We start from the raw sequence: 25,751 nt of genomic DNA on the forward strand, positions 1-25,751 counted from the left end.
CGCGTGCCGGCCCTGAAGCAGCACGGTGAGGGCGACGACGACGGGAGCGTACTGCTGCTCGTGCTCGGCTACCTCCTCCTCGCGCTCGCGGTGCTGTTCGTGTGCATCTGCGCCACCGACCTCTACATCGCCCAGAAGCGGCTGGACGGGCTCGCGGACGCGGCGGCGCTCGCCGGAGCGGACGGCTTCACGCTGCAGGTGGAGGGGGAGGTGCCCCGGGCGACGCTCTCCGACGCGGGGGTGGCCGAGCAGGCGCTGCCGCTCGTCCTCGGAGCGGGGTTCGAGGCGACCGTCGTCGACGCGGGCACCCCGGACGGCGTGAGCGCGCGCATCACCGTCGCGGCGACCTGGCACCCGCCGCTGCTCTCGCCGTTCGTGCCGGATGGGGTGCCGCTGCAGGCGACGGCCACGAGCCGAACGGCGCTGCGCTGAGCGACCGGGCACTCAGTCGTCGGCCGGGTCTGGCGTGGGCGGGGGCGTCCGAGGGACGAACCGGGGGATCCAGCGCAGGAACCCGGCGGCGCCGACGAGTCCGATCAGACCCATGGCTCCCGCCGCGAACGACAGGGAGGCGACCGCGGTGATGCCCGAGACGAGGAGCGGAGCGACCGCGCCGCCGGCATCGGTCAGCGTGCGCCACGACCCGAGGAACGCGGCTGGGTCGTGCTTCGGGGCGACGTCCGCGCCGAGGGTGAGGAGGATGCCGCTCGACAGGCCGTTGCCGACGCCGAGGACCGCGGCGAACATGCCGAACCAGAGCACCGCGGAGTCGAGGTCGTGCGTGACCGACAGAGCGAGGAACCCGGCGCCCATCAGCACCATCGCGGGCATCGCCGCCCAGAGCCGGCCGAAGCGGTCCATCACCTGGCCGCTGGCGTAGAACAGGGCGAAGTCGATGGCTCCGGACACGCCGACGACCAGGGCGATCGTCGACGCGTCGAGGCCCAGCGAGAGCCCCCACAGCGGCAGGACGACCTGCCGTGCCGACCGCACTGCGGACAGCGAGGCCGCAGCGAGTCCGAGCCGACCGAGCACTCCGCGCTGCCGCCACATGGTCTGGAAGATCCCGGCCCGCTCGACGGTGGGGATCGACCCGGTCACGGCCTCTCCGCTGTCCTCCGCGAACCGGATCGTCGTCCGCAGCGGGGCGACCGTCTTCTCCGGATCCGGTCCGAAGAGCACGAGCACGACCATGACCACGAGGCAGGCGAGGAAGAACCAGATCGCCGCGGCCTCGGTGCCGAAGAGCTGCAGGAGGCCGGCGGAGACGAACGGGCCGATGAAGATGCCCAGACGGAAGCTGCCGCCCAGCAGGGAGAGCGAGCGGGCTCGGAACGCCAGCGGCACCCGCGTGGTCATGAACGCGTGGCGAGCGAGCCCGAACGCCGCGGCGCACAGGCCGAGGAGGAACACCGATGCTGCGAGGACCCCGAGCGACGGCGCGAACACCATGCCGACGGCGGCGAGGATGGCGATGACGCCCGCGATCACCATCGTGAAGCGCTCGCCGATGCGGCCAACGGCCCAGCCGGCCGGGAGATTGCCGCACAGCTGACCGACCACGAGCGCCGAGGCGACGAGGGCCGCGAAGGCAACGTCGGCGCCCATGGACGCGGCGATGACCGGGATGAGCGGGATGACCGCACCTTCGCCGAGGGAGAAGAGGACGGTCGGCAGGTACACCATCGGCCCGAACTGGCGGAGGACCGTGGATGCACTGCTCACGCCCTTCACGCTACTCCGGTCGGCGCGGACGACCGGACACCACCGTCCCCGCGCGCGCGGGCGGCACGTTAGGCTGAGGTGTCATGCTCGAACTAGATCTCTCCGCCGAAATCCAGGCGCTCAGGCACACCTTCGGCGACATCAGCGAGGTCGTCGATGTCAACCGTCTCCGCGAGGACATCGCGCGTCTCAGCGAGGAGGCCGGCGCGCCCGACCTCTGGGACGACACCGAGAACGCCCAGAAGGTCACCAGCGCCCTCAGCCACCGCCAGTCGGAGCTCGCCCGCATCACCGGCATCGCGCAGCGGCTCGACGACCTCGAGGTGCTCGTCGACCTCGCGAACGAGATGGGCGACGAGGAGTCGGCGATCGAGGCGCGCAAGGAGCTGCAGACGCTCACCGACCTCATCAACCAGCTCGAGGTGCAGACGCTGCTCGATGGCGAGTACGACGAGCGCAGCGCCATCGTCACCATCCGCTCCGGCGCCGGCGGCGACGACGCCACCGACTTCGCCGAGATGCTCATGCGCATGTACCTGCGCTGGGCGGAGCGGCACAAGTACCCCGTGAAGGTCATGGACACCTCGTACGCGGAGGGCGCGGGCATCAAGTCGGCGACCTTCGAGATCGACGCGCCGTACGCCTTCGGCACGATCTCGGTCGAGGCGGGCACGCACCGCCTCGCCCGCATCAGCCCGTTCGGCTCCGCGGACAAGCGCCAGACGTCGTTCGCCGCCGTCGAGGTCATCCCGCTCATGGAGGAGGCGACCGAGGTCGACATCCCCGAGAGCGACATCCGGGTCGACGTCTTCCGCTCCTCCGGCCCCGGCGGCCAGTCCGTCAACACGACCGACTCCGCCGTGCGCATCACCCACCTGCCGACCGGCATCGTCGTGTCGATGCAGAACGAGAAGTCGCAGATCCAGAACCGCGCTGCGGCCATGCGCGTGCTGCAGAACCGCCTCCTCCTGCTGCAGAAGGAGCAGGAGGCCGCCAAGAAGAAGGAGCTCGCTGGCAACATCACCGCGAGCTGGGGCGACCAGATGCGCTCCTACTTCCTCTACGGCCAGCAGCTCGTGAAAGACCTCCGCACGGGCCAGGAATCCGGCAACCCGGCCGCCGTGTTCGACGGTGATCTCGACGACTTCATCTCGGCGGGCATCCGCTGGCGCAAGCGCAAAGACGAGGACTGAGGGTTCACACCCACACGACGAAGGCCCCGGGAGCTCCCGGGGCCTTCGTCGTGTGGTGCGGGTGGATCAGCGTGCCGACGCCTCGACGGTCACCCTGGCGACCTCCTGCAGCATCTCGTCCGTGATGACGATCACGTAGGACGGGCTCTCGGCGACGTCGAACGACACCGTGCCCTCCACCGTCGAGCCGGCCTTCTGCTCGCTGGACTCCAGCGTCGCGTCGCCGAAGATGTCGTAGTCGCCCTCGGTACCGTCAGCCGTCTCGACGGAGAAGTAGAGCGGGTTGACGTACGTCGTCCCGTCGAGCGTCTCCCAGGCGACGTCGATCACCAGGTAGCCGCCGTTGTTCGCCTCGAAGTCCGAGCCGTTGCTCGGTCCGTACGTCGCCGAGCGGATCGTGACCTCGGCGGTGCCCTCGATCTGCGGCACGGCGACCGGCTCGCCGAGCGTGCCCTCGGCGACCTCCCCCGAGCCCGTGTCGCCGGTGTCATCGGTCTCCGGCGCCGGGCTCTGGCTCGTGCCCTCGTCGTAGTCGGGAAGCGGGACCGGGCGCACGTTGTTCGCGACGGACACGACGAAGAGGATGCTCACGACGATCGCGACGATCCCGCCGAGCACGGACACCCCGAGACCGGTGATCCCCGGCCACTTGGTGCCCTTCAGGAACAGCGAGATGAGGGAGACGATGAATCCGGCCGTCAGAAGGACCCAGGCGAACGGGAGCGTCAGGGGGATGAACGCGAGGATGAGGCCGAGCGCGGCGATCCCGAGGCCGACGAGGCCGAGCACCGACGTCTTCTTCGGCCCGACAGGAGCCGGCGCCTGGCCAGGGTACGGCGCCTGTCCGGGGTAGGCGTTCTGTCCGGGATATGCACCCTGACCAGCGGGGGCCTGCCCCGGGTAGCCGCCGACGCCTTGCGTGCTCGGGTACGCGCCCGGGGCCGGGTACCCGCCCTGAGCCTGGTACGCATTCGCGCCGGGAGCGGCGGGAGGATAGGCCGCGGCTCCGCCCTCGGCGCCCGCCGGCGGGACGACCGGTGCCGCACCGGGGAGGTCGTGCGCGCCGGAGGCGGGCGCCGTCCAGTCCTGTGCGGGCTCGGGGGAGATGACGAAGTCGGTCGCGGGCTCGTCCGGGGCGATCTCGCGCTCGGCCGCGACGGTGGCGGAGGGCTCGGCGGACGCAGCCGCCTCCTCCGCCAGGGGCGCACTGCCGGTCGCCTCGGCTGTGGTGTCGGGGGAGAGGTCCTCTGCGACCGCTTCGTCGGTCGTCGCAGCGGTCGTCTCTGTGGTCGCGGTCGTGTCCGGCGCGAAGTGCTCCGTCCACTGCTGGCCGTCCCACCAGCGCAGGCGCCCGGAACCGTCGTCGTACCAGCCGGCAGGTGTCGTCATGGGGGTCCCCTCCGTGTGTGCGCTCGCGCGCGGTGGACGCGAATCGACACTCCATGTATAGCAGCGGGCGACGACCTCAGTGGGCCTGCGAGCACCGCGGAGGAGCGGAGCGGCGTCCTGCGCGGCGGGGTGTCGTGCCGGGGCGGGGCCCGTAGCGCGCTTAGGCTCGAATCGCCATGATTCGGTTCGAGAACGTCACGAAACGCTACCGCGGGACGTCGAAGCCCGCCCTGTCCGGTGTCGACTTCGAGGTGCAGCGCGGGGAGTTCGTCTTCCTGGTCGGTGCCTCCGGCTCCGGCAAATCCTCCTGTCTGCGCCTCATCCTGCGCGAGGATGTGCCCACGACGGGTCGCGTCGCCGTCCTCGGTCGTGATCTGCGGGCTCTGGCGAACCGGAAGGTGCCGTACTTCCGTCGGCACATCGGCTCGGTGTTCCAGGACTTCCGGCTGCTGCCGTCCAAGACGGTCTACCAGAACGTCGCCTTCACGCTGCAGGTCACCGGGTCGTCCCGCGGCTTCATCCAGCAGGCCGTTCCCGAGGCGCTCGCGCTCGTCGGGCTCGACGGCAAGGAGAAGCGCATGCCGCACGAGCTCTCCGGCGGCGAGCAGCAGCGTGTCGCGATCGCCCGCGCGCTCGTCAACCGTCCGCAGGTGCTTCTCGCGGACGAGCCCACCGGAAACCTCGACCCGGCGACGTCGGTCGACATCATGCAGTTGCTCGCGCGGATCAACGCGGGAGGCACGACGGTGCTCATGGCCACCCACGAGGCGGGCTTCGTCGACCAGATGCGCCGCCGCGTGATCGAGCTCCGCGACGGCGAGATGGTCCGCGACGAGGTGCACGGCGGATACGGGGACACCTCGAACATCCCGCGCCTGGTACCGGAGGAGGTCCGCGGAGCCGCTGCGGCCGCCGCCCTCACAGCTGTGCAGGAGGTGCAGCGCCAGACCGCCGACCTCTCCGTGGTCCGCGCCGCGCTGGCCGAGGAGCTGGATGCCCAGCGTCGGGCCGCCGCAGCATCTCCCGCGGTCACCAGGCCCGCTGCTGACGCGACCCCGCAGGTGGTCGAGCCCCCGGAGCCTGCGCGGGAGCCTGGCGTGGTCGAACCGCCGGACGTCGTGCAGCCGCAGCCTGCCGCCGAGCGCCCCGCGCCCGCGGGTCCGCGGACGCACCCGATCGTGATCCCGGAGGTGGACGTCGCCGAGCTCGGCGTCGCGGACCGCCTCGGACTGTCCGACCAGGACGACGAGGAAGTGGGCCCGACCTCATGAGAATCGGCCTGATCCTGACCGAGGCCCTCGTCGGCCTGCGGCGCAACATCTCGATGGTGATCTCCGTCGTGCTCGTCACCTTCGTGTCGCTGACGTTCGTGGGCGCCGCGATCCTCATGCAGTCCCAGATCGGCGTCATGCGCGGCTATTGGGCCGAGCGCGCCCAGGTGGCGGTGTACATGTGCTCCGCGGTGTCGGAGTCGGACACCTGCGTGGACGGCGCGGCGAGCGAGGAGCAGGTCGCCGCGGTGCGCGCCCAGCTCGAGGGCGACGCGCTGTCGCCCCTCATCAGCTCCATGACCTTCGACACGAAGGAGGAGACCTACGCCAAGCTCGTCGAGCAGGTGGGGGAGGAGCAGGCCAGCGTGCTCTCGCCCGACCAGGCGTTCGAGGTCTTCTTCGTCACGATGAAGGACCCGGGCCAGTCGCAGGTGCTCGCCGAGGCGTTCAGCGGGCAGGCCGGAGTGGAACAGGTGCAGGACCAGCTCCAATACCTCGAACCGCTTTTCTCCGCCCTGACGGTGGCGACGTACATCGCCGTCGGCATCGCGGTCCTCATGCTCATCGCCGCGACGCTGCTGATCGCCACGACCATCCGCCTGTCCGCCTATGCGCGACGCAAGGAGATCGGGATCATGCGGCTCGTCGGCGCCTCGAACCGCTTCATCCAGACGCCGTTCGTGCTGGAGGGCGTGTTCGCCGCGCTCCTGGGCTCGGCCCTCGCGAGCGGGGCGGTCGTCGCCGGCATGCACTTCGGCGTGAACGGCTACCTGCGCGGGCGCGTGCCCTTCATCACGACGTGGGTGACCATGCAGGACGCGATCCTCGTGGTCCCGGTCCTCGTCGGGATCGGTGTCGTGCTCGCCGCGCTCTCGGCCGGCTTCGCGATCCGACGGTGGCTGCGCACCTGATACCCTGAAAGGCTGCTCGGCCGATCCGCTGCCGAGCCGTCCACGGCACCACAGCACAGGAGATCATCATGCCCAGGGAACGCGGGGAGAAGGTCATCGCGACCAATCGTCGCGCGCGTCACGACTACAACATCGAGAAGTCGTACGAGGCGGGCATGGTGCTCACGGGCACCGAGGTGAAGTCGCTCCGTCAGGGACGCGCGAACCTCAGCGACGGGTACGCGTTCGTGAAGGGCAACGAGGTCTTCCTCGACGCCGTGCACATCCCGGAGTACTCGCAGGGGCACTGGACGAACCACTCGGCCAAGCGCATCCGCAAGCTCCTGCTCCACCGGGAGGAGATCGCGAAGCTCGCTCACGCCGTCTCCGCAGGCGGATACACGCTCATCCCGCTCAAGCTGTACTTCTCCGACGGCCGCGCCAAGGTCGAGATCGCCCTCGCGAAGGGCAAGCGCGAGTACGACAAGCGCCAGACCCTCCGCGAACGCCAGGACACCCGCGAGGCCGAGCGCGCGATGCGGCTGCGCAACCGGGTGGGGGAGTAGCCTCGCCGGCTCAGGGGCTCGGCGTGAAGCCGAACACCCGGCCGAGGAATGCGAGCTCGCGTTCCAGCGCGTCGACGATGGTCTCCGCGCTGCGGAATCCATGCCCCTCGCCCGGGTACAGCACGTACTCGTGGTCGATGCCGTTCGCCGCCAGCGCGTCGCGGATGGCCTCGGACTGGGACGGCGGCACGACACGGTCTTCCCCGCCCTGCAGCAGCAGCACCGGCACGTCGATGCGGTCGGCGTGCGTCAGGGGTGAGCGCTCGATGTACACGTGTTCGGCAGCGGGGAGCGGACCGACGAGCCCGTCGAGGTACGACGCCTCGAAGTCGTGGGTCTCGGCGGCGAGCATCCGCAGATCCGCGACGCCGTAGCGGCTGATGCCGGCGGCGAACGTCCCGCCGCGCACGAGCGCCGAGAGCACCGTCCAGCCGCCGGCCGAGCCGCCGCGGATGGCGATGCGCGCGGGGTCGGCGAGCCCGGCGTCGGCGAGCCCGCGGGCGGCCGCGATCACGTCGTCCACGTCGACGACGCCCCACTGCCCCTGCAGGCGGTCGCGGTACGCCCGACCGTAACCGGTGGACCCGCCGTAGTTCACGTCGAGGACCCCGATTCCCCGGCTCGTGAAGAACGCGATCGAGGCGGAGGCCGCTCCCGTGACGTGGGCGGTCGGCCCGCCGTGCACGAGCACGATGTAGGGCGGGAGCTCGCCGTCGGCGCCGCGGGGTTCTCCGGGCGCGGCGGGCGGATAGGCGAACGCGTGCACGGGGCCGTGCGCCCCCTCCACGACGAGCTGCTGGGCCGCCGGCATCCAGTCCTCGTCGACCGGAGCGCCGCCGGTGACGGTCTCGACGTCCCCGCTGTCCACGTCGACGCACCAGACGCCGGAGGTCACGCGCGAGCCGTCTCCGCTGAGCAGGACGCGGGAGCCGGAGACGTCGTCCACGCTGAGATGCCCGTCGCCCGGGACCGTGATCACGCGCGTCCCGCCGTCCGGGGACACGAGCTGCACCTCGTCGCGTCCGTCGGTGCGGACGGCCACGAGGCGGCCGTCCGCCAGCAGCTGGAACCAGCGGTTGCCGAGCACCCACAGGCCGTAGCCGGTGTCCGCGTCGGACGAGGTCAGCGGGCGGGAGGCGCCGGGCTGGGGTCCGTCGAACGCGAGGTGCTGGAGCTGCCAGCGTCCCGAGGCGTCGTCGGCGAACACGAGTGCGTCGTCGCCGGTCCATTCCGGCTGCAGGGCGGCGGAGGTGGGGACCCGGGTGATCGTCCCCCCGGCCGCCGATCCGATCGCGAGTGTGGCGCTCTCCCAGGGCATGCTGTCCGCCTGCCATTCGACCCACGCGACGCGGCTGCCGTCGGGCGAGAGCGCGGGGTGGGCGAAGAACCCGGGACCGTCGACGACCACCCGGATCGCGGAGGCGTCCTCGGCGGCTGAGCCGTCAACGGGGATCTCCACGATCGCCCGCCGGTGCGGGTCGGTCGAGAGGTCTTCGCGGACGGCCAGCAGCCGGCCGCTCTGCACGCGCAGCCCGCCGTACGACGGGCCGGCGGCGGTGAGGGGGCGCGGTTCCGCGCCGCGGTCCATGCGGTGCACACGCTGGTCGGCTCCGGAGACGAAGTACAGGGTGTCGCCGTCGACGGTCCAGGCACCGCCCCCGTACTCGTGCACGCGGGAGCGGGCGTTCCAGGGGGCCGGGAGGATCTCCGCTCCCGTCGAGCTGCGTACCGTCACCCTTCCGCCTTCGGCGGGCACGGACTCGGCCCACCACACCTCGTCACCGACGAAGCGGGCGCCGTCGATGCGCGGAGCCGCTCCCGCGACGGCGGCGGCGGTGAAGGGGGAGGACCAGGAACCGAACGGTGAGGACATGCCTCGAGCCTATGGGCGGTGACACACGACGTCACACTCGTGCGGCGGGACGAGGCCGTGTTCTAGGTTTCTGGAAACGCCCGGTTCATCCCGGGCGTGGAGCGACAGCCGAGCCCGGCACCCGCCCGCGAACGACGTGCTCTTCGTCGTGCGCGGACCCCGGCCCCTGTCCCCTGGAGAGAAGATGTCTTCCACGTTCGACACCGTTCGCGCCTCCCGCGTGCCGTTCTCGTTCGAGCTCTACCCGCCGCGCTCGGAGTCGAGCCAGGAGGCCCTGCACGAGACGGTCCGTCGTCTCGCCGCGGCCGGCCCGGAGTTCCTCTCGGTGACCTACGGCGCGGGCGGGTCGACCGGTGGCCGCTCGCTCGATGTGCTGCGCTTCATCCGGGAGCACACCGACGTCGAACCCCTCGCCCATCTCACCTGCGTCGGCAACACCTACGCCGGCGCCACGGCGCTCATCCGGGAGTTCCTCGACGCCGGGATCCTCCGCTTCCTCGCTCTGCGCGGAGACCCGCCCGCGGGGCAGAGCGAGCCCTTCCTCGGCGACCTGGAGAGCGCCGCGCAGCTCGTGCAGCTCATCGATCGCGTGCAGGCCGAGCGCGCGCCGTACCAGGAGTCGCCGGTCCCCGGACTTCCCGGGGCGGCCCTGGTGGCGCCCCGGCAAAAGGTCGACATCGCGGTCGCCGCCTTCCCGAAGGGGCATCCCCGGGCCACGCACCGCACGCAGGATGTGGAGGCTCTGCTCGCCAAGCAGGCCGCGGGGGCGACCTTCGCCATCACCCAGCTCTTCTTCCACCCTGACGACTACCTCGCCTTCGTGGAGCGCGCCCGCACCGGCGGCGTCACCATCCCGATCCTCCCCGGCATCATGCCGATCACGTCGCCGACCCGGCTGGCCCGGGTCCTGGAGCTGACAGGGGAGGACCTGCCCAGCGAGCTCGCGATCGCCCTCGACGTCGAGCCGACCGCCGAAGGGCGCCGGGAGATCGGGATCTCGTGGGCGGCACGCCTCGCCGCCGACGTCGTCGCCGGCGGCGCCCCCGGCGTCCACCTCTACGCGTTCAACCAGCACGAGACCGTCCTGACCGTCCTCGCCGAAGCCGGCATCGTCCCGGCGCTCCGGCACTAGTCCCCGCCGAAAGGAAACACCATGACCGCATTCCCCGAGGGCACCATCCTCGGCTACCCCCGCATCGGCCGTCGCCGCGAGCTCAAGAAGGCCGTCGAGGCGTTCTGGGCGGGCCGCATCGACGAGCAGGAGCTGGAGCAGACGGCCGCGGAGCTGCGCGCGGCGACCCGCGAGCGCCTGGCGGGGCTCGGCCTCGGCCGCACGGACTCGTCTATCCCGGAGTCCTTCTCCTACTACGACCAGGTCCTCGACGCCGCCGTCACGGTCGGCGCGATCCCCGCCCGCTTCGACGACCTCCGCGAGGCGGACGGCACGATCGGCCTGCCCGCGCTGTTCACCGTCGCCCGGGGCGAGGGCGAGCGTGCGCCGCTGGAGATGACGAAGTGGTTCGACTCGAACTACCACTACCTCGTGCCGGAGATCGGTCCGGAGACGGTGTTCTCCCTCGCCAGCGACCGCCTGGTGCGCGAGGTCGCGGAGGCCGCCGCCGCCGGCTTCGTCACGCGTCCCGTGGTCGTCGGACCGGTCACCCTGCTGGCGCTCGCCAAGGCGTCGGACGACGCGCCGGAGGGGTTCGAGCCGCTATCGCGGCTGGAGGACGTGCTGCCCGTCTACGTCGACCTGCTCGCCCGCCTGCGCGCCGCGGGCGCCGAGTGGGTGCAGCTCGACGAGCCCGCCCTCGTGAGCGAGTCCCTGCCGGCCACGACCGCGCAGCTCGCCTCCGCCGCGGAGCGCGCGCTCGCGGTGCTGGGCACCGCCGAGGAGCGTCCCTCGATCCTCGTCGCGGCCCCGTACGCGAGCCTCGGCGAGACGTTCGCGACCGTCGCTGCGGCCCCCGTCGAGGCCATCGCCGTCGATCTCGTGCGCGGCACCGTGCCCGACGCGGTGCCTGGCCTCGAGGGCAAGACCCTCGTCGGCGGTGTCATCGACGGGCACAACATCTGGCGCGGCGACCTCTCCGCGGCGTTCGACGCGCTGGAGGCGCTCCGCGCGCTCGGCGCCCCGGTGTCGGCATCGACCTCGACCTCGCTGCTGCACGTGCCGCACGACGTGGACGACGAGACGGCGCTGGACGCGCGCCTCGTCTCCTGGCTCGCGTTCGCGGATCAGAAGGTGCAGCAGGTCGTGACCCTCGCCCGCGGCCTGTCCGCAGGGCGCACGGCGATCGCGGCCGAGCTGGACGCGGCGACCGCCGCGCTGCAGGACCGCCTGACCGCTCCCGGCGTGCGCGACGGCGAGGTGCGTGCCCGCGCGCTGAGCGACGCCGACTTCGCCCGTGCCCCGTACCAGGACCGGGAGGAGGCGCAGAACGCCCTCGGCCTGCCGGCGCTGCCCCTGACGACGATCGGCTCGTTCCCGCAGACCGGCGACATCCGTCGCGCGCGCGCCCAGTTCCTCCGTGGCGAGATCCCCGAGGACGACTACGAGGAGTTCCTGCGCCGTGAGGTCGCCGCGGTCGTCTCCCTGCAGGAGGACCTCGGTCTCGACGTCCTCGTGCACGGTGAGCCGGAGCGCAACGACATGGTGCAGTACTTCGCGGAGAACCTCGACGGCTTCGCGGTCACGCAGCACGGCTGGGTGCAGTCGTACGGCTCGCGGGCCACGCGTCCGTCGATCCTCTGGGGCGACGTCTCGCGTCCCGCGCCCATCACGGTCGCCTGGTCGGCGTACGCCCAGTCGCTCACGGCGAAGCACATGAAGGGGATGCTCACGGGCCCCGTCACGATCCTCGCGTGGTCCTTCGTCCGCGACGACCAGCCGCTGGGCGAGACCGCGAACCAGGTGGCGCTGGCGCTGCGCGATGAGATCGCCGACCTGGAGGCCGCGGGCATCCAGGTGATCCAGGTCGACGAGCCGGCGCTCCGGGAGCTGCTCCCGCTGAAGCAGGCCGACCAGCCGGCGTACCTCGACTGGTCGGTCGCCTCGTTCCGACTGGCCACGGGCGGCGCTGCGGCGGCCACGCAGGTGCACACCCACCTCTGTTACTCGGAGTTCGGCGTCGTGATCGAAGCGATCCGTGCGCTCGACGCGGACGTGACCTCCATCGAGGCGGCCCGGAGCCGCATGGAGGTCGTCGCGGACATCGCCGAGGTGGGCTTCGATCACGGCATCGGCCCCGGCGTGTACGACATCCACTCCCCGCGCGTGCCCACCGTGGAGGAGGTCGAGTCCCTGCTCCGGCGTGCGGTCGACGAGATCCCGCTCCGGCAGCTCTGGGTGAACCCGGACTGCGGTCTGAAGACCCGCGGCTACGCCGAGACCACGGCGTCGCTGCGGAACATCGTCGAGGCGACCCGACGGGTGCGCGAGGACGTGGTGGTCACCGCCTGACGCGGTCGTCCCCGGACACACGAAGGCCCTCCCGGCGCACCGGGAGGGCCTTCGTCATCGTCTCCCCGACGATACGGCGTCTCAGACGGCGCGCATGACCGCGACGACCTTGCCGAGCACGACCGCCTCGTCGCCCAGGATCGGCTCGAACGCGGAGTTGCGGGGCAGCAGCCACGTGTGGCCGTCGCGACGGCGGAGCACCTTGACGGTCGCTTCGCCGTCGAGCATGGCGGCCACGATCTCGCCGTTCTCCGCCGTGTTCTGCGAGCGCACCACGACCCAGTCGCCGTCGCAGATGGCGGCGTCGATCATCGACTCCCCGGAGACCTTGAGCATGAAGAGGTCGCCCTTGCCGACGAGCTGACGGGGGAGCGGGAAGATCTCCTCGACCTGCTGATCGGCGGTGATCGGCACACCGGCGGCGATCCGCCCGACCAGGGGGACCAGGGCGGCATCGCCGACGGGGGTCGTCACATCGGCCGGGTTCTCCGTGCCCGTGCCGGGGAGGTCGATGAGGACCTCCATCGCGCGGGTCTTGCCCGGGTCGCGCCGCAGGTAGCCGCTGAGTTCGAGCTGACCGAGCTGGTGGGTGACGCTGGACAGCGACTTGAGCCCGACGGCGTCGCCGATCTCCCGCATGCTCGGCGGATAGCCGTTCTGTGCGATCGAGGCCTGGATGACCTCGAGGATCGCCATCTGCTTCGGGCTGAGGTTCTTGCGACGACGGGTGCGCGGCGCCTCGGACTCGAGGGCTGAGGTGTCGCTCATGGTGCTCCTTCACTGCGTGATCCGACGTGCCGCTTCGAATGTCGGTGGCCCGTGGTGGGGTGTCCTTATCGAAACCGTATCCGAGAAACGCGCCGATCTGGAAGATCTGTTCGAGCGTGTCGGGCGCATCGCGGGGCATGGTTTCGAAGACAGCTTGACAGATGTTCGAACTCGAAGATATCTTCGGAACGTAGCTTCGCATCCACGACTCCCGGCCGAGTCGCGGATGCGAAAGCTACGCCAACCTCCCCGGGCTCCGGCGCCGGGACAGTAAGGAGCAGACATGAGCAGCATGAGCCTCAGCACCGCGACCGCCCTTCCGGCATCGGCCCGTCCGGCCACCCGGCTGCGGATCACGGCCCGCGGCCGCCGCACCCTGCTCGCGCTCGCCTCCGTGCCGCTCGCTGCGGGCATCGCCTTCGCCGCCCTCGGCGGGGGCAGCGCGATCGCCTCCGGTGTAGACGCACCGGCCGTCTCCGTCGAGACCGTCACGGTCATGCCCGGTGACACGCTCTGGTCGATCGCGAGCAGCATCGCTCCCGACGCCGACCCGCGGGATGTCATCGGCGAGATCAGCCGGATGAACCTCCTGCGCGGCGGTGAGCTCCAGGTCGGCCAGGAGCTCGCGCTCCCGGCACGGTACACCGACTGACGCGGAGTCCGAGGTCCTGCCTCCGGTCCGTCACGATCTGATCGTCACGATGACCTCGGCTCTCCGTGCTCCTCTTAAGATGGGAAGGGTGACCTTCTCCCTCAACGATCTCCCGCTCCGCGACGATCTGCGCGGACTCACCCCGTACGGAGCGCCGCAGGCCCCGCTGCCGGTGGCGCTGAACGTCAACGAGAACACGCATCCGGTTCCCGACGAGGTCGCGAGCGACATCCTCGATGACATCGCGGTGGCGATCCGAGACGTGAACCGGTACCCGGACCGTGAGTTCACCACGCTGCGGGAGGCGTTCGCCGACTATCTGGGTCACGGCCTCACGTCGGAGCAGATCTGGGCGGGCAACGGATCCAACGAGGTGCTGCAGCACATCTTCCAGGCGTTCGGCGGACCGGGGCGCACGGCCTTCGGCTTCGGCCCCACGTACTCGATGTACCCGCTCATCGCGAAGGGGACCGGCGCGTCCTGGATCGCCGGCACCCGTCAGCCCGACTACACGGTCACCCCGGAGGAGGCGGCGGAGCAGGTGCGCGCGGCCGACCCCGACATCGTGATCCTCTGCTCGCCGAACAACCCGACCGGCACCCCGCTGGGGCTCGACGTGGTGGAGGCCGTCTACGAGGCGGCCCGCGGCGTCGTGATCGTCGACGAGGCGTACCAGGAGTTCGCGCCGCGGGATGCGGCGTCGGCCCTCACCCTCCTGGAAGGACGGCCGCGGCTCGCCGTCTCCCGCACCATGAGCAAGGCGTTCGCCTTCGCCGGCGCCCGCGTCGGCTACCTCGCGGCCGATCCGGCGTTCATCGACGCGCTGCGGCTCGTCCGGCTGCCGTACCACCTCAGCGCTCTCACGCAGGCTGCGGCGGTGGCCGCGCTCCGCAACGCCGACGTCATGCTCGGCATGGTGCAGGAGATCGTGGAGCAGCGGGACCGCATCACGGCGACGCTCGAAGCCCTCGGGTACACCCCGCACCTCTCGTGGTCCAACTTCGTGCTGTTCGGCGGCGTCGCGGATCCGCAGGCGACGTGGCAGCAGCTGTACGACCGCGGCGTGCTCGTCCGCGACGTCGGCATCCCCGGCCACCTGCGCGTCAGCGCCGGCACGGAGGCGGAGACCACGGCGTTCCTGGACGCCTTGGCCTCGATAGGATCGGCATCATGACCATCCCCGCGCCCACCGCACGCACCGCGAGCCGCGTGCGCAGCACGTCGGAATCCACCGTCGAGGTCGAGCTGAACCTCGACGGCACCGGCGCGAGCACCATCGACACCTCGGTGCCCTTCTTCGATCACATGCTCACGGCGTTCGCGAAGCACTCGCTGACCGACCTCAGGGTACGGGCGTCCGGGGACACGCACATCGACGCACACCACACGGTCGAGGACGTCTCGATCGTGCTCGGCCAGGCGATCCTCGCGGCCCTCGGTGACAAGTCCGGCATCTCCCGCTACGGCGACGCCCTCGTCCCCCTGGACGAGGCGCTCGCGCAGGCGGTCGTCGACATCTCGGGTCGCCCGTACCTCGTGCACGACGGGGAGCCCGCGGGCTTCGAGCACCACCTGATCGGCGGGCACTTCACCGGGTCGCTCGTGCGGCACGTCTTCGAAGCCATCACCTTCAACGCCGCGCTGACCGTGCACGTCCGGGTGCTGAGCGGGCGCGACCCGCACCACATCGCCGAGGCCGAGTTCAAGGCGTTCGCGCGGGCGTTCCGTCAGGCGAAGGCGCTGGATCCCCTCGTCGACGGCATCCCGTCCACCAAGGGAGCCTTGTGAGCGCCGCGCCCCGAGTCGCCGTCTTCGACTACGAGTCCGGTAACGTCCACTCCGCGGTCAAGGCCCTCGTCGCCGCGGGAGCCGACGCTGTCCTCACGCGCGACCGCACCGAGGCGCTCGAGGCCGACGGGTTCGTCGTGCCCGGTGTCGGCGCCTTCCAGGCGGTGCGGGACGCCCTGCACGCCCACGGCGGCGACGAGATCATCGGCCGTCGCCTCGCGGGTGGCCGACCGGTGCTCGGCATCTGCGTCGGCATGCAGGTGCTCTTCGAGCACGGCGTCGAGCGGGGGCACGACACCGCGGGCCTCGGCGAGTGGCCGGGCGCCGTGACGGAGCTCAACGCGCCTGTCCTGCCGCACATGGGCTGGAACACCGTCGAGCCGGGGGAGGACACCGTCCTGTTCCGCGGGATCGAGCAGGAGCGCTTCTACTTCGTGCACTCCTACGCGGCGCAGTCCTGGGAGCTCGACGTGATCCCGCCGTTCCCGCAGCCCGTGCTCACATGGGCGGACTACGGCGGCCCGTTCCTCGCGGCCGTGGAGAACGGCCCCCTCTCGGCGACGCAGTTCCACCCGGAGAAGTCCGGAGACGCCGGCATCCAGTTGCTCAGGAACTGGGTGGAGAGCCTCTGACGCCGAGCCGCGTCCGCGCCCGGCGTCACGCGGTTTGTCCCGCGCCCCGCGGCGGACTACCCTCGTCTCTCGTGCCCTCTCGGGCCGCGAACTCACCCGAACCAAGGACCTCATGAACGACTTCGCGCAGTCCCCCTCGCTCACGCTCCTTCCCGCGGTCGACGTCGCCGGCGGCAAGGCGGTCCGTCTCACGCAGGGGGAGGCCGGGACCGAGACGAGCTACGGCGACCCGCTCGACGCGGCAGGGGAGTGGGTCTCGCAGGGCGCCTCCTGGATTCACCTCGTCGACCTCGACGCGGCGTTCGGACGCGGCAGCAACGCGCCGATCCTGCGCAAGGTCATCAAGCAGTTCAAGAACGTCAACGTCGAGCTCTCCGGCGGCATCCGGGACGACGCGAGCCTGGAGGCCGCTCTGGAGAGCGGCGCCGCCCGCATCAACCTCGGCACCGCCGCTCTGGAGAACCCCGAGTGGGCGGCCGACGTGATCAGCCGCTTCGGTGAGGCGATCGCCGTCGGCCTCGACGTCCGCGGCACGACCCTCGCGGCGCGCGGCTGGACGAAGGAGGGCGGCGACCTCTGGGAGGTGCTCGAGCGCCTCGAGGACGCCGGCTGCAGCCGCTACGTCGTCACCGACGTGACCAAGGACGGCACGCTGCGCGGCCCGAACCTGGAACTCCTGCGCGAGGTGACCTCGCGCACGCCGAAGCCGGTCGTCGCGTCCGGCGGCATCTCGAACCTCGACGACATCGCCGCGCTGCGCGACCTCGTGCCCCTGGGCGTCGAGGGCGCCATCGTCGGGAAGGCTCTGTACGCGGGTGCCTTCACGCTCGCGGAGGCCCTGGATGTCGCCGGAGACTGATCCGCACGCCTGCGGTCCGGAGTCGCACAACCGGGCCGATTCCGCCGGGGTCCCCTGGGAGGGGCGCAGCTTCGAGTCGAACCCGCATGCAGCGGACGACGGCTCGGCGGACCCGGCTCTGCTCGCCGCGGTGCACCGATTCCGCGCGGGGGAGGGGAGCCAGTCCGAGGTCGTCGACGCGTTCCGCTCCGCCCGGGTGCTCGTGCCCCTGATCGCCGAGAAGGGCGAGGAAGGGGTGGCGCCCAGCGGTCTCGCGGTGGACAAGACGCAGGAGCTCTCGATCGTCACCGTGGCCGCACCGGACGGGCGCCGCGTCCAGCCGGTGTTCTCGTCGGTCGAGACGATGCAGCATTGGGACCCGTCGGCGCGTCCCATCCCGGTCGAGGCCGTCCGTGCCGCCCTGGCCGCGTCGTCGGAGGACACCGACCTCATCGTGCTCGACCCGACCTCGGACACGGAGTTCGTGATCCGCCGCCCCGCCGTCTGGGCCGTGGCGCAGGGCCACGCGTGGGAGCCGAGCTTCCTCTCTCCCGAGGTCGTCACCGCCCTCCGGGAGAGCATCGCGCATGAACTCGCCGTGATCGACGTCGCGGTCGCGCCGGGAGACCCGGACGCCCGGCTCCGCGGACCGGAGCTCATCGTCGTGCTGGAGCTCGTCGACGGTCTGGAGCGCGAGGTGCTGGATGCCGTGCTCGCCCGGCTCGCCCAGCGCTGGGCGGCGGACGACCGCATCGCCGTCCTCGCCGACTCGCTGACGGTCAAGCTCCGCCGCAGCAGCTGAGGCGGAGCGTCGGCCGGATCAGGTGACGGGACCGGTCCACTTCTCGCCCGGGCCCTTGCCGATCGGGTCGGGGATGGTCGAGGCCTCGCGGAAGGCGAGCTGCAGCGAACGGAGGCCGTCGCGCAGCGAGCGTGCGTGCATGTCGCTGATCTCCGGGGCGCCGGCGGTGATGAGCCCCGCCAGGGCGTTGATGAGCTTCCGCGCCTCATCGAGGTCGAGCTGGGCCGCGGCCTCGGGGTCGTCTGCCAGGCCGAGCTTCACGGCCGCGGCGCTCATGAGGTGCACGGCGGCGGTCGTGATCACCTCGACGGCGGGGACGTCCGCGATGTCACGGACGGCCGAGGAGGCTGCCTCCTCCTGCCGAGCCCATCGCTCTTCGCGCTCGCGGGCCGCCTCGTCCGATGCCTGGTTCGTCACTTCGCCTTGCTTTCTGTTAGACTTTGGCGGGCTCCGGAGCGTCATGCTCCGGAACGAAAGAGGATTCACTTCCCACCCGCGCTTGCCGTTCCAGGCTACCGGGTCTTGCGCTCCGCCGGCTCCGCTCGTCATGAGAGGGCCGGTAGACAGGGCGCGAAGCCGGCATCTGAACGCCGGCGGGTGGGGGACGACTCCGATTTCGCCCGGGATGCAGACCGCATCACGGTGGCCGAATCACATCGTCTAAGGAGCTCCGCATCAGCGATCCCCGTACCAATGAGCGCATCCGCGTCCCCGAGGTCCGCCTCGTCGGCCCCGCGGGTGAGCAGATCGGCGTTGTCCGCATCGAGGCAGCGCTGCGTCTCGCCCAGGAAGCCGATCTCGACCTCGTCGAGGTCGCCCCGAACTCGAAGCCGCCCGTCGTCAAGATCATGGACTACGGCAAGTTCAAGTACGAGGCCGCGCAGAAGGAAAAGGAAGCGCGTCGCAACCAGGCGAACACGATCCTCAAGGAAGTCCGCTTCCGTCTGAAGATCGAGGCGCACGACTACACGACGAAGCTCAAGCGCGCCGAGGGCTTCCTCAAGGCCGGCGACAAGGTCAAGGCCATGATCCTCTTCCGCGGTCGCGAGCAGTCGCGCCCGGAGCAGGGTGTCCGTCTGCTGCGCAAGTTCGCCGAGGACGTCGCCGAGTTCGGCACGGTCGAGTCCAACCCGACCATCGACGGCCGCAACATGGTGATGGTCGTCGCGCCGCACAAGAGCAAGTCCGAGGCGAAGCAGGAGCAGAACGCCGTGCGCGCCGCGAACAAGCAGGCCGCGCGCGAGGCGAAGAACGACGCGGACACCTCCGCGGACGCCAAGGCGGAGTAGGTCCGCCCCCAGAACTCCCGCACCGCGGGTTGACACCGTCGCCTGAGAAGGCGCCATACGAAGGAAGAGAAGATGCCGAAGCAGAAGACCCACTCGGGTGCTAAGAAGCGCTTCAAGATCACCGGCAGCGGCAAGCTGAAGAAGCAGCAGGCCGGGATGCGCCACAACCTCGAGCACAAGTCGAGCCGTCGCACCCGTCGTCTGAACCAGGACCAGGTGCTCGCGAAGGCGGACTTCAAGGTCGCGAAGAAGCTTCTCGGTCGCTGACGCGCCCGATCGCAGGATAGGAACACAGGAAAATGGCAAGAGTCAAGCGGGCGGTCAACGCCCACAAGAAGCGTCGGGTCATCCTCGAGCGCGCCTCCGGCTACCGCGGTCAGCGTTCGCGCCTCTACCGGAAGGCCAAGGAGCAGGTCATCCACTCCCTGGTCTACTCGTACCGGGACCGTCGCAAGCGCAAGGGCGACTTCCGTCGTCTGTGGATCCAGCGCATCAACGCTGCGGCCCGCCAGAACGGCATGACCTACAACCGCTTCATCCAGGGTCTGGGCCTCGCGGGTGTCACGGTCGACCGTCGTATGCTCGCCGACCTCGCGGTGAACGACGCCGCGACGTTCACGACGCTGGTCGAGACGGCGAAGAAGGCTCTGCCCTCCGACGTCAACGCGCCGAAGTCGGCCGCGTAAGCATCTCGCTTCCGAACGGGCGCTTTCCTCCGGGAAGGCGCCCGTTCCGCGTATCCGGGCGGCGTCGGGCTGACCGTAGACTGAGTTCGTGCTGGAGAACCCCCGTTCCCCCCGAGTCCGTGCCGTCGCCAAGCTGACCAAGCGCAGCGCGCGCACCGAGACCGGTCTTTTTCTGCTCGAAGGTCCGCAGTCCGTCCGCGAGGCGCTGACGTACCGTCCAGAAGCGATCGTCGAGCTGTTCGCGACCCCGCACGGGTGGGAGAAGCACGCGGACATCCGCGCCGCCGCGGCGGAGGCGGGCGTCGACGTCGAGTACGTGAGCGAGGACGTCCTCCATGCGATGGCCGACACGGTGACGCCGCAGGGACTCGTCGCGGTGGTCCGTCAGACGCCGACCTCGGTGCGGGACATCTTCGATGCGGCCCCGCGTCTCGTCGCGATCTGCGAGGAGGTGCGCGACCCCGGGAACCTCGGCACCATCATCCGGGCCGCCGACGCCGCCGGTGCCGATGCCGTCGTGCTCACCGGTCGCACGGTCGATCCGTACAACCCCAAGGTGGTGCGGGCGACGACCGGCTCACTCTTCCACCTCCCGGTCTCGGTGGGCAGTGAGCTCGACGAGGTCGTGCGTCGCGCACACGATGCGGGACTGCAGATCCTCGCCGCGGACGTGAAGGGGGACGACCTCCTCGCGGCGCGCGCGGACGGGGTCCTCGGGGCGTCGACGGCCTGGCTGTTCGGCAACGAGGCGCGCGGACTCGAGGACGAGGCGCTGACACGAGCCGACCGCGTGCTCCGGCTGCCGATCTTCGGGCGCGCCGAGTCGCTCAACCTCGCCACCGCGGCGAGCGTCTGCCTGTACGAGAGCGCGTTCGCCCAACGCGCGGCCTCCACCGGCTGACCGGCGACGGGACGGGACGCGGGATGAGGATTCTGATCGTCGAGGACGACGAGCGGGTGGCGGGGGCCTTGCAGGCCTTCCTCGCGCGCTCGGGCTATGCCACCGTGCATGCGGCAGACGGGGCAGCGGCGCTGGAGCACCTCGACGCCGACACCGAGGTCGTCCTTCTCGACCTCGGGCTGCCGGACGTCGACGGGATCGACCTCTGCCGCCGCATCCGCGGACGGTCTGACGTGCCGATCGTGATCGTCACCGCCCGCAACCAGGTCGCCGAGCGGATCAAGGGGCTGCGCGCCGGTGCCGACGACTTCGTGGTGAAGCCCTACGACGTGCACGAGCTCCTGGCGCGGATCGAGGCGGTCACCCGCCGATCACGGCCGCTGCGCACGGAACCCGACACCCGGGTGCTGCTGCACGACGGGGCCGTGCAGATCGACCTCGTGGCGCGGGAGGTGCAGGTCGGCGGGGTGCCGCTGGCGCTCACCCGCAAGGAGTTCGACATCGTGGGCGTGCTCGCGCGGTATCCGGGCGTCGCGGTGCCGAAGGAGCGCCTCATCCGCGAGGTCTGGAATACCGACTGGCGTGGCTTCGGCCACTCCCTCGAGGTGCACGTGGCCGCCATCCGGAAGAAGAGCGGCGATCGCGCGTTCATCGAGACCGTGCGCGGCGTCGGCTACCGGCTCGCGGGGTCCTGACACGTGCGCCGCCGCCTGATCGTCGTCTTCCTCGTGCCGCTGATCGTGGTGCTCGTCGCGCTGGGCGGCGTGACCGGGTGGAGCGCGGCTCGCAGCGTCCAGCAGTCGTTCTACGCCGAGCAGCTCGGCGACCTGGGGTACTTCGCGACGAGCGCCCGACAGGCGCTGCGCTCCGGGAGTCCGGCGGTGATGGACGCCGAGGTCCGCCGCTTCCAGGAGGTCTACGGGATCGAGGTGACCGTGTTCGATCTCACCGGCAGCCCGTGGGCGGCGGGGGATCACGGCGACACGGTCCTGTCGGAGGGGGATGCGCAGCGGGTGCGGCTGGCGCTCTCCGGACGCCGCGCCGAGCAGCCGACCTCTTCCGCCTGGATCGTGTCCGATGCGGCGCTCGTGGAGCCGGTGTTCGACGACGGCGACGTGATCGGCGCCGTGCTCGTGACCGGAGGCACCCAGACGCCGCAGACCGTCATCCTCCGGCAGACGCTCGTGCTCGGCCTCATCGTCGTGCTGCTGTGCGCGCTCGGCATCCTCCTGGTCGCCGGGCTGGCCCGTTGGGTGCTCTCCCCGGTGCGCCGTCTCGACGAGACGATGGCGGCGATCGAGCGGGGGGAGATGGACGCGCGGGTGGCCGAGGGCACCGGGCCGCCCGAGCTGCGGCGCATGACGCGGGTGTTCAACGGCATGGCCGACGAGATCGAGCGCGTCATGACCCGCCAGCAGGAGTTCGCGCTGAACGCCTCGCACGAGCTGCGGAATCCGCTCAACGCGCTGCTGCTGCGCGTCGAGCACCTCGCGACGGGTCTGGGACGCGGGTGGGACCACGACGTGGAGGAGACCAGGGAGGAGGGCCGGCGGATGACCCGCATCCTGGAGACCCTCCTCGGGCTCGCCCGCGGCGGTCGCACCGACTCCACCATGTCGGCGGTCGATCTCGCCGCCGTCGCCGGCCGCCGGGTCGAGGCCTGGCAGGAGGTGGCGGCGCAGCGGGCCATCGTGCTGCGCCGGACGGGGGAGTCGTCGGTCATGACGATCACCGACCGCACCATCGTGGAGAGTGCGCTCGACGCCGCGATCGACAACGCGGTGAAGTACTCGCCGGAGGGCTCGTCCATCGAGGTCGGCGCGCAGCGCGCGGGTGACGAATGCCACCTCACCGTGCGCGACCACGGCCCTGGTCTGTCTCCGGAGGACGCCTCGTCCGCGGCGGACCGCTTCTGGCGGAGCGCGGACAGCGGCGACATGCCGGGGACCGGGCTCGGGCTGGCGATCGCGACCGACCTCCTCGCGACGGTCGGGGGCGAGCTGCGGGTGCAGGGGGCCGACGGCGGCGGGCTCCTCGTGGCCCTCGTCCTCCCGGCGGAGGCGGCGGCATGAGCGCGTGGGGGCGGCGTGTCGTCGCCGGCATGCTCGCGCTCGTCACCGCAGTCGGACTGAGCGCGTGCAGCCCGCGCTCCGCGGACTGGACGGAGACCGACGCCGTGCTCGCCGCCGGCAGCCCCACCGGTGTCTACCACGACTACGGCAGCCACCTCGCGGCCGAGCTGTCGCGTGAGCTCGACGTCGACCTCACGGCGGAGGTGACGGCGGGATCGGTGGACAACCTGTTGCGCGTGAGCGCGGGGGAGGCGCTCCTCGGCTTCGCGCAGGGCGACGCGGCTGCCGATGCCGTGGCGGGGACGGGCGCCTTCGCCGAGCCGTTGGACGTGCAGGCGGTCGCCCGCCTCTACGACGAGTACCTGCAGATCGTCGTGCGAGACGACTCGGCCGTCGAAGACCTCGCGGACCTCTCCGGACGGACGATCTCCCTCGGGGCCGAGAACTCGGGCGTGAACGTGATCGCCACCCGCATGCTCCACGCGGCCGGCGTCGCGGCCGACGGAATCGACGATCCGCAGCTCGACCTCGGCGGGTCGATCGCCGCCATGGAGCGCGGCGAGATCGACGGCTTCTTCTGGGTGGGCGGGCTGCCGACGCCCGGGATCGCGGACCTCGCGGAGACCATCGACGTGCGCCTGCTCCCGGTCGAGCAGGACTGGGTGAACGCAGTCAACGAGCGGTACTCCCACGCGTACCGGCCCGCCGACGTGCCTGCGGGCACCTACGGACTCGACGTCTCCGTCACGACGATGGCGGTGCCGAACTACCTCGTCACCGCCGGGAGCACCCCGCCCGGCGTCGTCCACGATCTCGTCGCGGGCCTGTTCGCCGCGCGTACCGCGCTCGCGGCCGATGTGCCGGCGGCGGCTCTGCTGGACCGCCGGTCGGCGATCTTCACCGGGCCGGTGCCCCTGCATCCCGGCGCGGAGGAGTACTACCGCGATCTGCGCCGCTGACCGGCGTCCCCTCAAGAAATCCTCAAGATCCCTGACAGCCGTCCGCGCGCTCTGCCAGGGTGAGGTCGATCGCACACGATCGGACACCTGCTGCCTGCTGTCGCTGGGAGCGTGGCAGCAGGGCGATCCCGCGGCCCGAGGGGGCGGGCCGTGGGGTGCCCCTGCGAGGATGCATTGGCGCCGCGATCAGGTGATTACGAACGTGTAAACCTCACCGTGGTGCCTGGAACCGCGCGCATCGCGTGGCTAGTTTGGAGAAATGATGACCTCTGAAACCCCGCTCGTCGTCGTCGAGAACGTCCAGAAGCACTACGGCGAGTTCCAGGCGCTCAGCGACATCGACCTCACCGTCAACGCGGGGGAGGTCGTCGTCGTGATCGGCCCCTCCGGCTCGGGCAAGTCGACGCTCTGCCGCACGATCAACCGTCTGGAGACCATCACCAGCGGCTCAATCCGCATCGACGGCAAGGAACTGCCCGCGGAAGGCAAGGCGCTCGCGCACCTGCGCGCCGACGTCGGCATGGTCTTCCAGTCCTTCAACCTCTTCGCGCACCTCACGATCCTCGAGAACGTGACGCTCGGCCCGATCAAGGTCCGGGGACTCAAGAAGTCCGACGCCGAGGCGGAGGCGATGATGCTCCTCAAGCGCGTCGGCGTCGCCCAGCAGGCGAACAAGCTCCCCGCGCAGCTCTCCGGCGGCCAGCAGCAGCGCGTCGCGATCGCGCGGGCCCTCGCCATGCAGCCGAAGGTGATGCTCTTCGACGAGCCGACCAGCGCGCTCGACCCGGAGATGATCAACGAGGTCCTCGACGTCATGGTCGAGCTCGCCCAGGAGGGCATGACGATGATCGTCGTCACCCACGAGATGGGCTTCGCCCGCAAGGCGGCGGACCGCGTCGTCTTCATGGCGGACGGCCGGATCGTCGAGGAGGCCAAGCCCGAGGAGTTCTTCACGAACCCGAAGAGCGACCGCGCCAAGGACTTCCTCTCGAAGCTCCTCACGCACTGACTTCCCAGACCCAGCACCCACAGCACAGCACACGAAGGAGACGCACATGCGACGCACACGGACACTGGCCGGATTCGGGATCGCCACGGTGGCGCTGCTCGCGCTCACGGCCTGCAACAGCGGCACGCCGTCGAGCACCGGCACGTCGGGAAGCGACGAGGGCGACACCTCGAGCAGCACGCCCTGGACCGTCGAGGAGGACGTCACGATCGAGGGGAGCCCCACGTTCGACCGCATCTCCTCGTCGGGCACCGTCAAGGTGGGTGTCAAGGAGGACCAGCCCGGTCTCGGCTACCTCGACCCCGTGACCGGCGAGCGGACCGGCTTCGACGTCGACATCGCCCGCTGGATGGCGGCGTCCCTCGGCGTCGACCCGGAGAAGATCGAGTTCCAGGCGATCGCCTCCGCGAACCGCGAGCAGGCCATCGTCAACGGTGACATCGACTACTACGTCGGTACCTACTCCATCACGGACAAGCGCAAGGAGCAGATCGCCTTCGCCGGTCCCTACTTCGTCACCGGCCAGGGCCTCCTCGTCGCCGCCGACAGCGACATCGCGAGCGTCGACGACCTGGACTCCTCGACGACGGTCTGCTCGGCGACGGGTTCGACGCCGATCCAGAACATCAAGGAGAACTACCCCGAGGTGAAGACGAAGGAGTACGACACGTACTCCAAGTGCGTCGAGGACCTCAAGAACGGTCAGGTCGACGCGGTCACCACCGACGAGGCCATCCTCATCGGCTACGCGGCGCAGGACCCCGACAACCTCAAGGTCGTCGGCGAGCCGTTCAGCGAGGAGCGCTACGGCATCGGTGTGGCGAAGGGCGACGACGCGCTCGTCGAGTACTTCAACACGCAGCTCACCGACGGTGGCGACATCTGGCAGCAGATCTTCGACAACAACCTCGGCGCCTCCGGTGTGAAGGCCGAGCAGCCCGAGGTCGACCCGGTCGGTTGATCTCCCGGGGGCGGTCGGTCCGAC

At 70.8% G+C, this 25,751-nt stretch carries 27 protein-coding genes; 22 read left to right on the forward strand and 5 right to left on the reverse strand.

All coding sequences use genetic code 11. The annotated features are described in order from the left end of the window. Positions 1-3 precede the first annotated feature (3 nt). On the forward strand, positions 4-432 hold the full coding sequence (locus DW296_RS03610) for a pilus assembly protein TadG-related protein (protein WP_240742976.1): 429 nt from the start codon (positions 4-6) through the stop codon (positions 430-432). Positions 433-444: 12 nt separating this feature from the next. On the opposite strand, the gene DW296_RS03615 is transcribed toward DW296_RS03610, so the two are convergent. Next, positions 445-1,686, reverse strand: a complete 1,242-nt coding sequence (locus DW296_RS03615) for an MFS transporter (RefSeq protein ID WP_136051145.1) — start codon at positions 1,684-1,686, stop codon at positions 445-447. Between the two features lie 122 nt (positions 1,687-1,808). On the opposite strand from DW296_RS03615, the gene prfB reads away from it, so the two are divergent. After that, the gene (gene prfB / locus DW296_RS03620; RefSeq protein WP_025105296.1) at positions 1,809-2,918 is read left to right on the forward strand and encodes a peptide chain release factor 2; all 1,110 of its coding nucleotides are present in this window, start codon (positions 1,809-1,811) and stop codon (positions 2,916-2,918) included. Positions 2,919-2,984: 66 nt separating this feature from the next. Here the strand turns inward: prfB and DW296_RS16640 are convergent, their stop codons facing one another. After that, positions 2,985-4,307, reverse strand: coding sequence for a DUF2510 domain-containing protein (locus DW296_RS16640; RefSeq protein WP_240742977.1), 1,323 nt, complete (start codon positions 4,305-4,307; stop codon positions 2,985-2,987). Positions 4,308-4,483: 176 nt separating this feature from the next. Here DW296_RS16640 and ftsE point away from each other — a divergent pair, with 176 nt between their 5' ends. The 3 genes from ftsE to smpB all read left to right on the forward strand — a co-directional run bounded on the left by ftsE (position 4,484) and on the right by smpB (position 7,034). Next, a complete protein-coding gene (gene ftsE, locus DW296_RS03630; RefSeq protein WP_136051123.1) occupies positions 4,484-5,578 on the forward strand; it encodes a cell division ATP-binding protein FtsE in 1,095 nt (364 codons plus the stop codon). Next, positions 5,575-6,489 carry a permease-like cell division protein FtsX gene (gene ftsX / locus DW296_RS03635; RefSeq protein WP_136051124.1) on the forward strand — a complete coding sequence of 305 codons (915 nt, stop codon included), beginning with the start codon at positions 5,575-5,577 and terminating at the stop codon, positions 6,487-6,489. The genes ftsE and ftsX overlap by 4 nt, the downstream gene beginning before the upstream one ends. A 68-nt stretch (positions 6,490-6,557) precedes the next feature. Then, the gene (gene smpB, locus DW296_RS03640) at positions 6,558-7,034 is read left to right on the forward strand and encodes an SsrA-binding protein SmpB (protein ID WP_050722832.1); all 477 of its coding nucleotides are present in this window, start codon (positions 6,558-6,560) and stop codon (positions 7,032-7,034) included. A 10-nt stretch (positions 7,035-7,044) separates the two neighbouring features. Here smpB and DW296_RS03645 read toward each other — a convergent pair whose 3' ends face one another. Then, positions 7,045-8,907 (reverse strand): S9 family peptidase, encoded by a 1,863-nt coding sequence (locus DW296_RS03645; RefSeq protein WP_136051125.1) that lies wholly within the window; start codon positions 8,905-8,907, stop codon positions 7,045-7,047. Between the two features lie 184 nt (positions 8,908-9,091). Here DW296_RS03645 and DW296_RS03650 point away from each other — a divergent pair, with 184 nt between their 5' ends. Together DW296_RS03650 and metE are read left to right on the forward strand one after the other, a co-directional pair. Next, positions 9,092-10,039 (forward strand): methylenetetrahydrofolate reductase, encoded by a 948-nt coding sequence (locus tag DW296_RS03650; RefSeq protein WP_136051126.1) that lies wholly within the window; start codon positions 9,092-9,094, stop codon positions 10,037-10,039. 21 nt (positions 10,040-10,060) lie between these two features. Beyond that, entirely contained in the window at positions 10,061-12,370 is a 2,310-nt protein-coding gene (gene metE / locus DW296_RS03655; RefSeq protein WP_136051127.1) for a 5-methyltetrahydropteroyltriglutamate--homocysteine S-methyltransferase, read from the forward strand. A gap of 81 nt (positions 12,371-12,451) precedes the next feature. Here the strand turns inward: metE and lexA are convergent, their stop codons facing one another. Next, complete coding sequence (gene lexA, locus DW296_RS03660) at positions 12,452-13,138, reverse strand: transcriptional repressor LexA (protein WP_136051128.1); 687 nt, start codon at positions 13,136-13,138, stop codon at positions 12,452-12,454. A 283-nt stretch (positions 13,139-13,421) separates the two neighbouring features. Between lexA and DW296_RS03665 the strand changes: the two genes are divergently transcribed. From DW296_RS03665 to DW296_RS03690, 6 genes are all read left to right on the forward strand, one after another. Next, positions 13,422-13,790 (forward strand): LysM peptidoglycan-binding domain-containing protein, encoded by a 369-nt coding sequence (locus DW296_RS03665; RefSeq protein WP_136051129.1) that lies wholly within the window; start codon positions 13,422-13,424, stop codon positions 13,788-13,790. Between the two features lie 79 nt (positions 13,791-13,869). Further along, a complete protein-coding gene (locus DW296_RS03670) occupies positions 13,870-14,964 on the forward strand; it encodes a histidinol-phosphate transaminase (RefSeq protein WP_199787653.1) in 1,095 nt (364 codons plus the stop codon). Beyond that, positions 14,961-15,578 (forward strand): imidazoleglycerol-phosphate dehydratase HisB, encoded by a 618-nt coding sequence (gene hisB, locus DW296_RS03675; RefSeq protein WP_136051130.1) that lies wholly within the window; start codon positions 14,961-14,963, stop codon positions 15,576-15,578. The genes DW296_RS03670 and hisB overlap by 4 nt, the downstream gene beginning before the upstream one ends. After that, positions 15,575-16,210 (forward strand): imidazole glycerol phosphate synthase subunit HisH, encoded by a 636-nt coding sequence (gene hisH, locus DW296_RS03680; RefSeq protein WP_136051131.1) that lies wholly within the window; start codon positions 15,575-15,577, stop codon positions 16,208-16,210. Before hisB ends, hisH begins: the two co-directional genes overlap by 4 nt. 112 nt (positions 16,211-16,322) lie before the next feature. Continuing rightward, positions 16,323-17,069, forward strand: coding sequence for a bifunctional 1-(5-phosphoribosyl)-5-((5-phosphoribosylamino)methylideneamino)imidazole-4-carboxamide isomerase/phosphoribosylanthranilate isomerase PriA (priA, locus tag DW296_RS03685; RefSeq protein WP_025105284.1), 747 nt, complete (start codon positions 16,323-16,325; stop codon positions 17,067-17,069). Next, the gene (locus DW296_RS03690; protein WP_136051132.1) at positions 17,053-17,850 is read left to right on the forward strand and encodes an SseB family protein; all 798 of its coding nucleotides are present in this window, start codon (positions 17,053-17,055) and stop codon (positions 17,848-17,850) included. The genes priA and DW296_RS03690 overlap by 17 nt, the downstream gene beginning before the upstream one ends. A gap of 18 nt (positions 17,851-17,868) precedes the next feature. Here the strand turns inward: DW296_RS03690 and DW296_RS03695 are convergent, their stop codons facing one another. Further along, positions 17,869-18,267, reverse strand: coding sequence for a DUF1844 domain-containing protein (locus DW296_RS03695; RefSeq protein WP_060922526.1), 399 nt, complete (start codon positions 18,265-18,267; stop codon positions 17,869-17,871). 257 nt (positions 18,268-18,524) lie between these two features. Between DW296_RS03695 and infC the strand changes: the two genes are divergently transcribed. The 9 genes from infC to DW296_RS03740 all read left to right on the forward strand — a co-directional run bounded on the left by infC (position 18,525) and on the right by DW296_RS03740 (position 25,727). After that, a complete protein-coding gene (gene infC / locus DW296_RS03700; protein WP_136051133.1) occupies positions 18,525-19,139 on the forward strand; it encodes a translation initiation factor IF-3 in 615 nt (204 codons plus the stop codon). Positions 19,140-19,211: 72 nt separating this feature from the next. Continuing rightward, positions 19,212-19,406 (forward strand): 50S ribosomal protein L35, encoded by a 195-nt coding sequence (rpmI, locus tag DW296_RS03705; protein ID WP_025105280.1) that lies wholly within the window; start codon positions 19,212-19,214, stop codon positions 19,404-19,406. A gap of 32 nt (positions 19,407-19,438) precedes the next feature. Further along, on the forward strand, positions 19,439-19,825 hold the full coding sequence (gene rplT / locus DW296_RS03710) for a 50S ribosomal protein L20 (RefSeq protein ID WP_017202428.1): 387 nt from the start codon (positions 19,439-19,441) through the stop codon (positions 19,823-19,825). A gap of 88 nt (positions 19,826-19,913) precedes the next feature. Beyond that, positions 19,914-20,726 (forward strand): TrmH family RNA methyltransferase, encoded by an 813-nt coding sequence (locus tag DW296_RS03715; RefSeq protein ID WP_136051134.1) that lies wholly within the window; start codon positions 19,914-19,916, stop codon positions 20,724-20,726. 23 nt (positions 20,727-20,749) lie between these two features. Further along, entirely contained in the window at positions 20,750-21,421 is a 672-nt protein-coding gene (locus tag DW296_RS03720) for a response regulator transcription factor (protein ID WP_136051135.1), read from the forward strand. Positions 21,422-21,424: 3 nt separating this feature from the next. After that, on the forward strand, positions 21,425-22,798 hold the full coding sequence (locus DW296_RS03725) for an ATP-binding protein (RefSeq protein ID WP_136051136.1): 1,374 nt from the start codon (positions 21,425-21,427) through the stop codon (positions 22,796-22,798). Next, positions 22,795-23,757 (forward strand): TAXI family TRAP transporter solute-binding subunit, encoded by a 963-nt coding sequence (locus DW296_RS03730; RefSeq protein WP_136051137.1) that lies wholly within the window; start codon positions 22,795-22,797, stop codon positions 23,755-23,757. Before DW296_RS03725 ends, DW296_RS03730 begins: the two co-directional genes overlap by 4 nt. A gap of 262 nt (positions 23,758-24,019) precedes the next feature. Continuing rightward, positions 24,020-24,766, forward strand: a complete 747-nt coding sequence (locus DW296_RS03735; protein ID WP_025105274.1) for an amino acid ABC transporter ATP-binding protein — start codon at positions 24,020-24,022, stop codon at positions 24,764-24,766. A gap of 46 nt (positions 24,767-24,812) precedes the next feature. After that, positions 24,813-25,727, forward strand: coding sequence for a glutamate ABC transporter substrate-binding protein (locus DW296_RS03740; RefSeq protein WP_025105273.1), 915 nt, complete (start codon positions 24,813-24,815; stop codon positions 25,725-25,727). The last annotated feature ends 24 nt before the right edge of the window (positions 25,728-25,751 follow it).

Source organism: Microbacterium sp. K36 (assembly GCF_004794355.1).
Classification (GTDB): Bacteria; Actinomycetota; Actinomycetes; order Actinomycetales; family Microbacteriaceae; genus Microbacterium; species Microbacterium paraoxydans_D.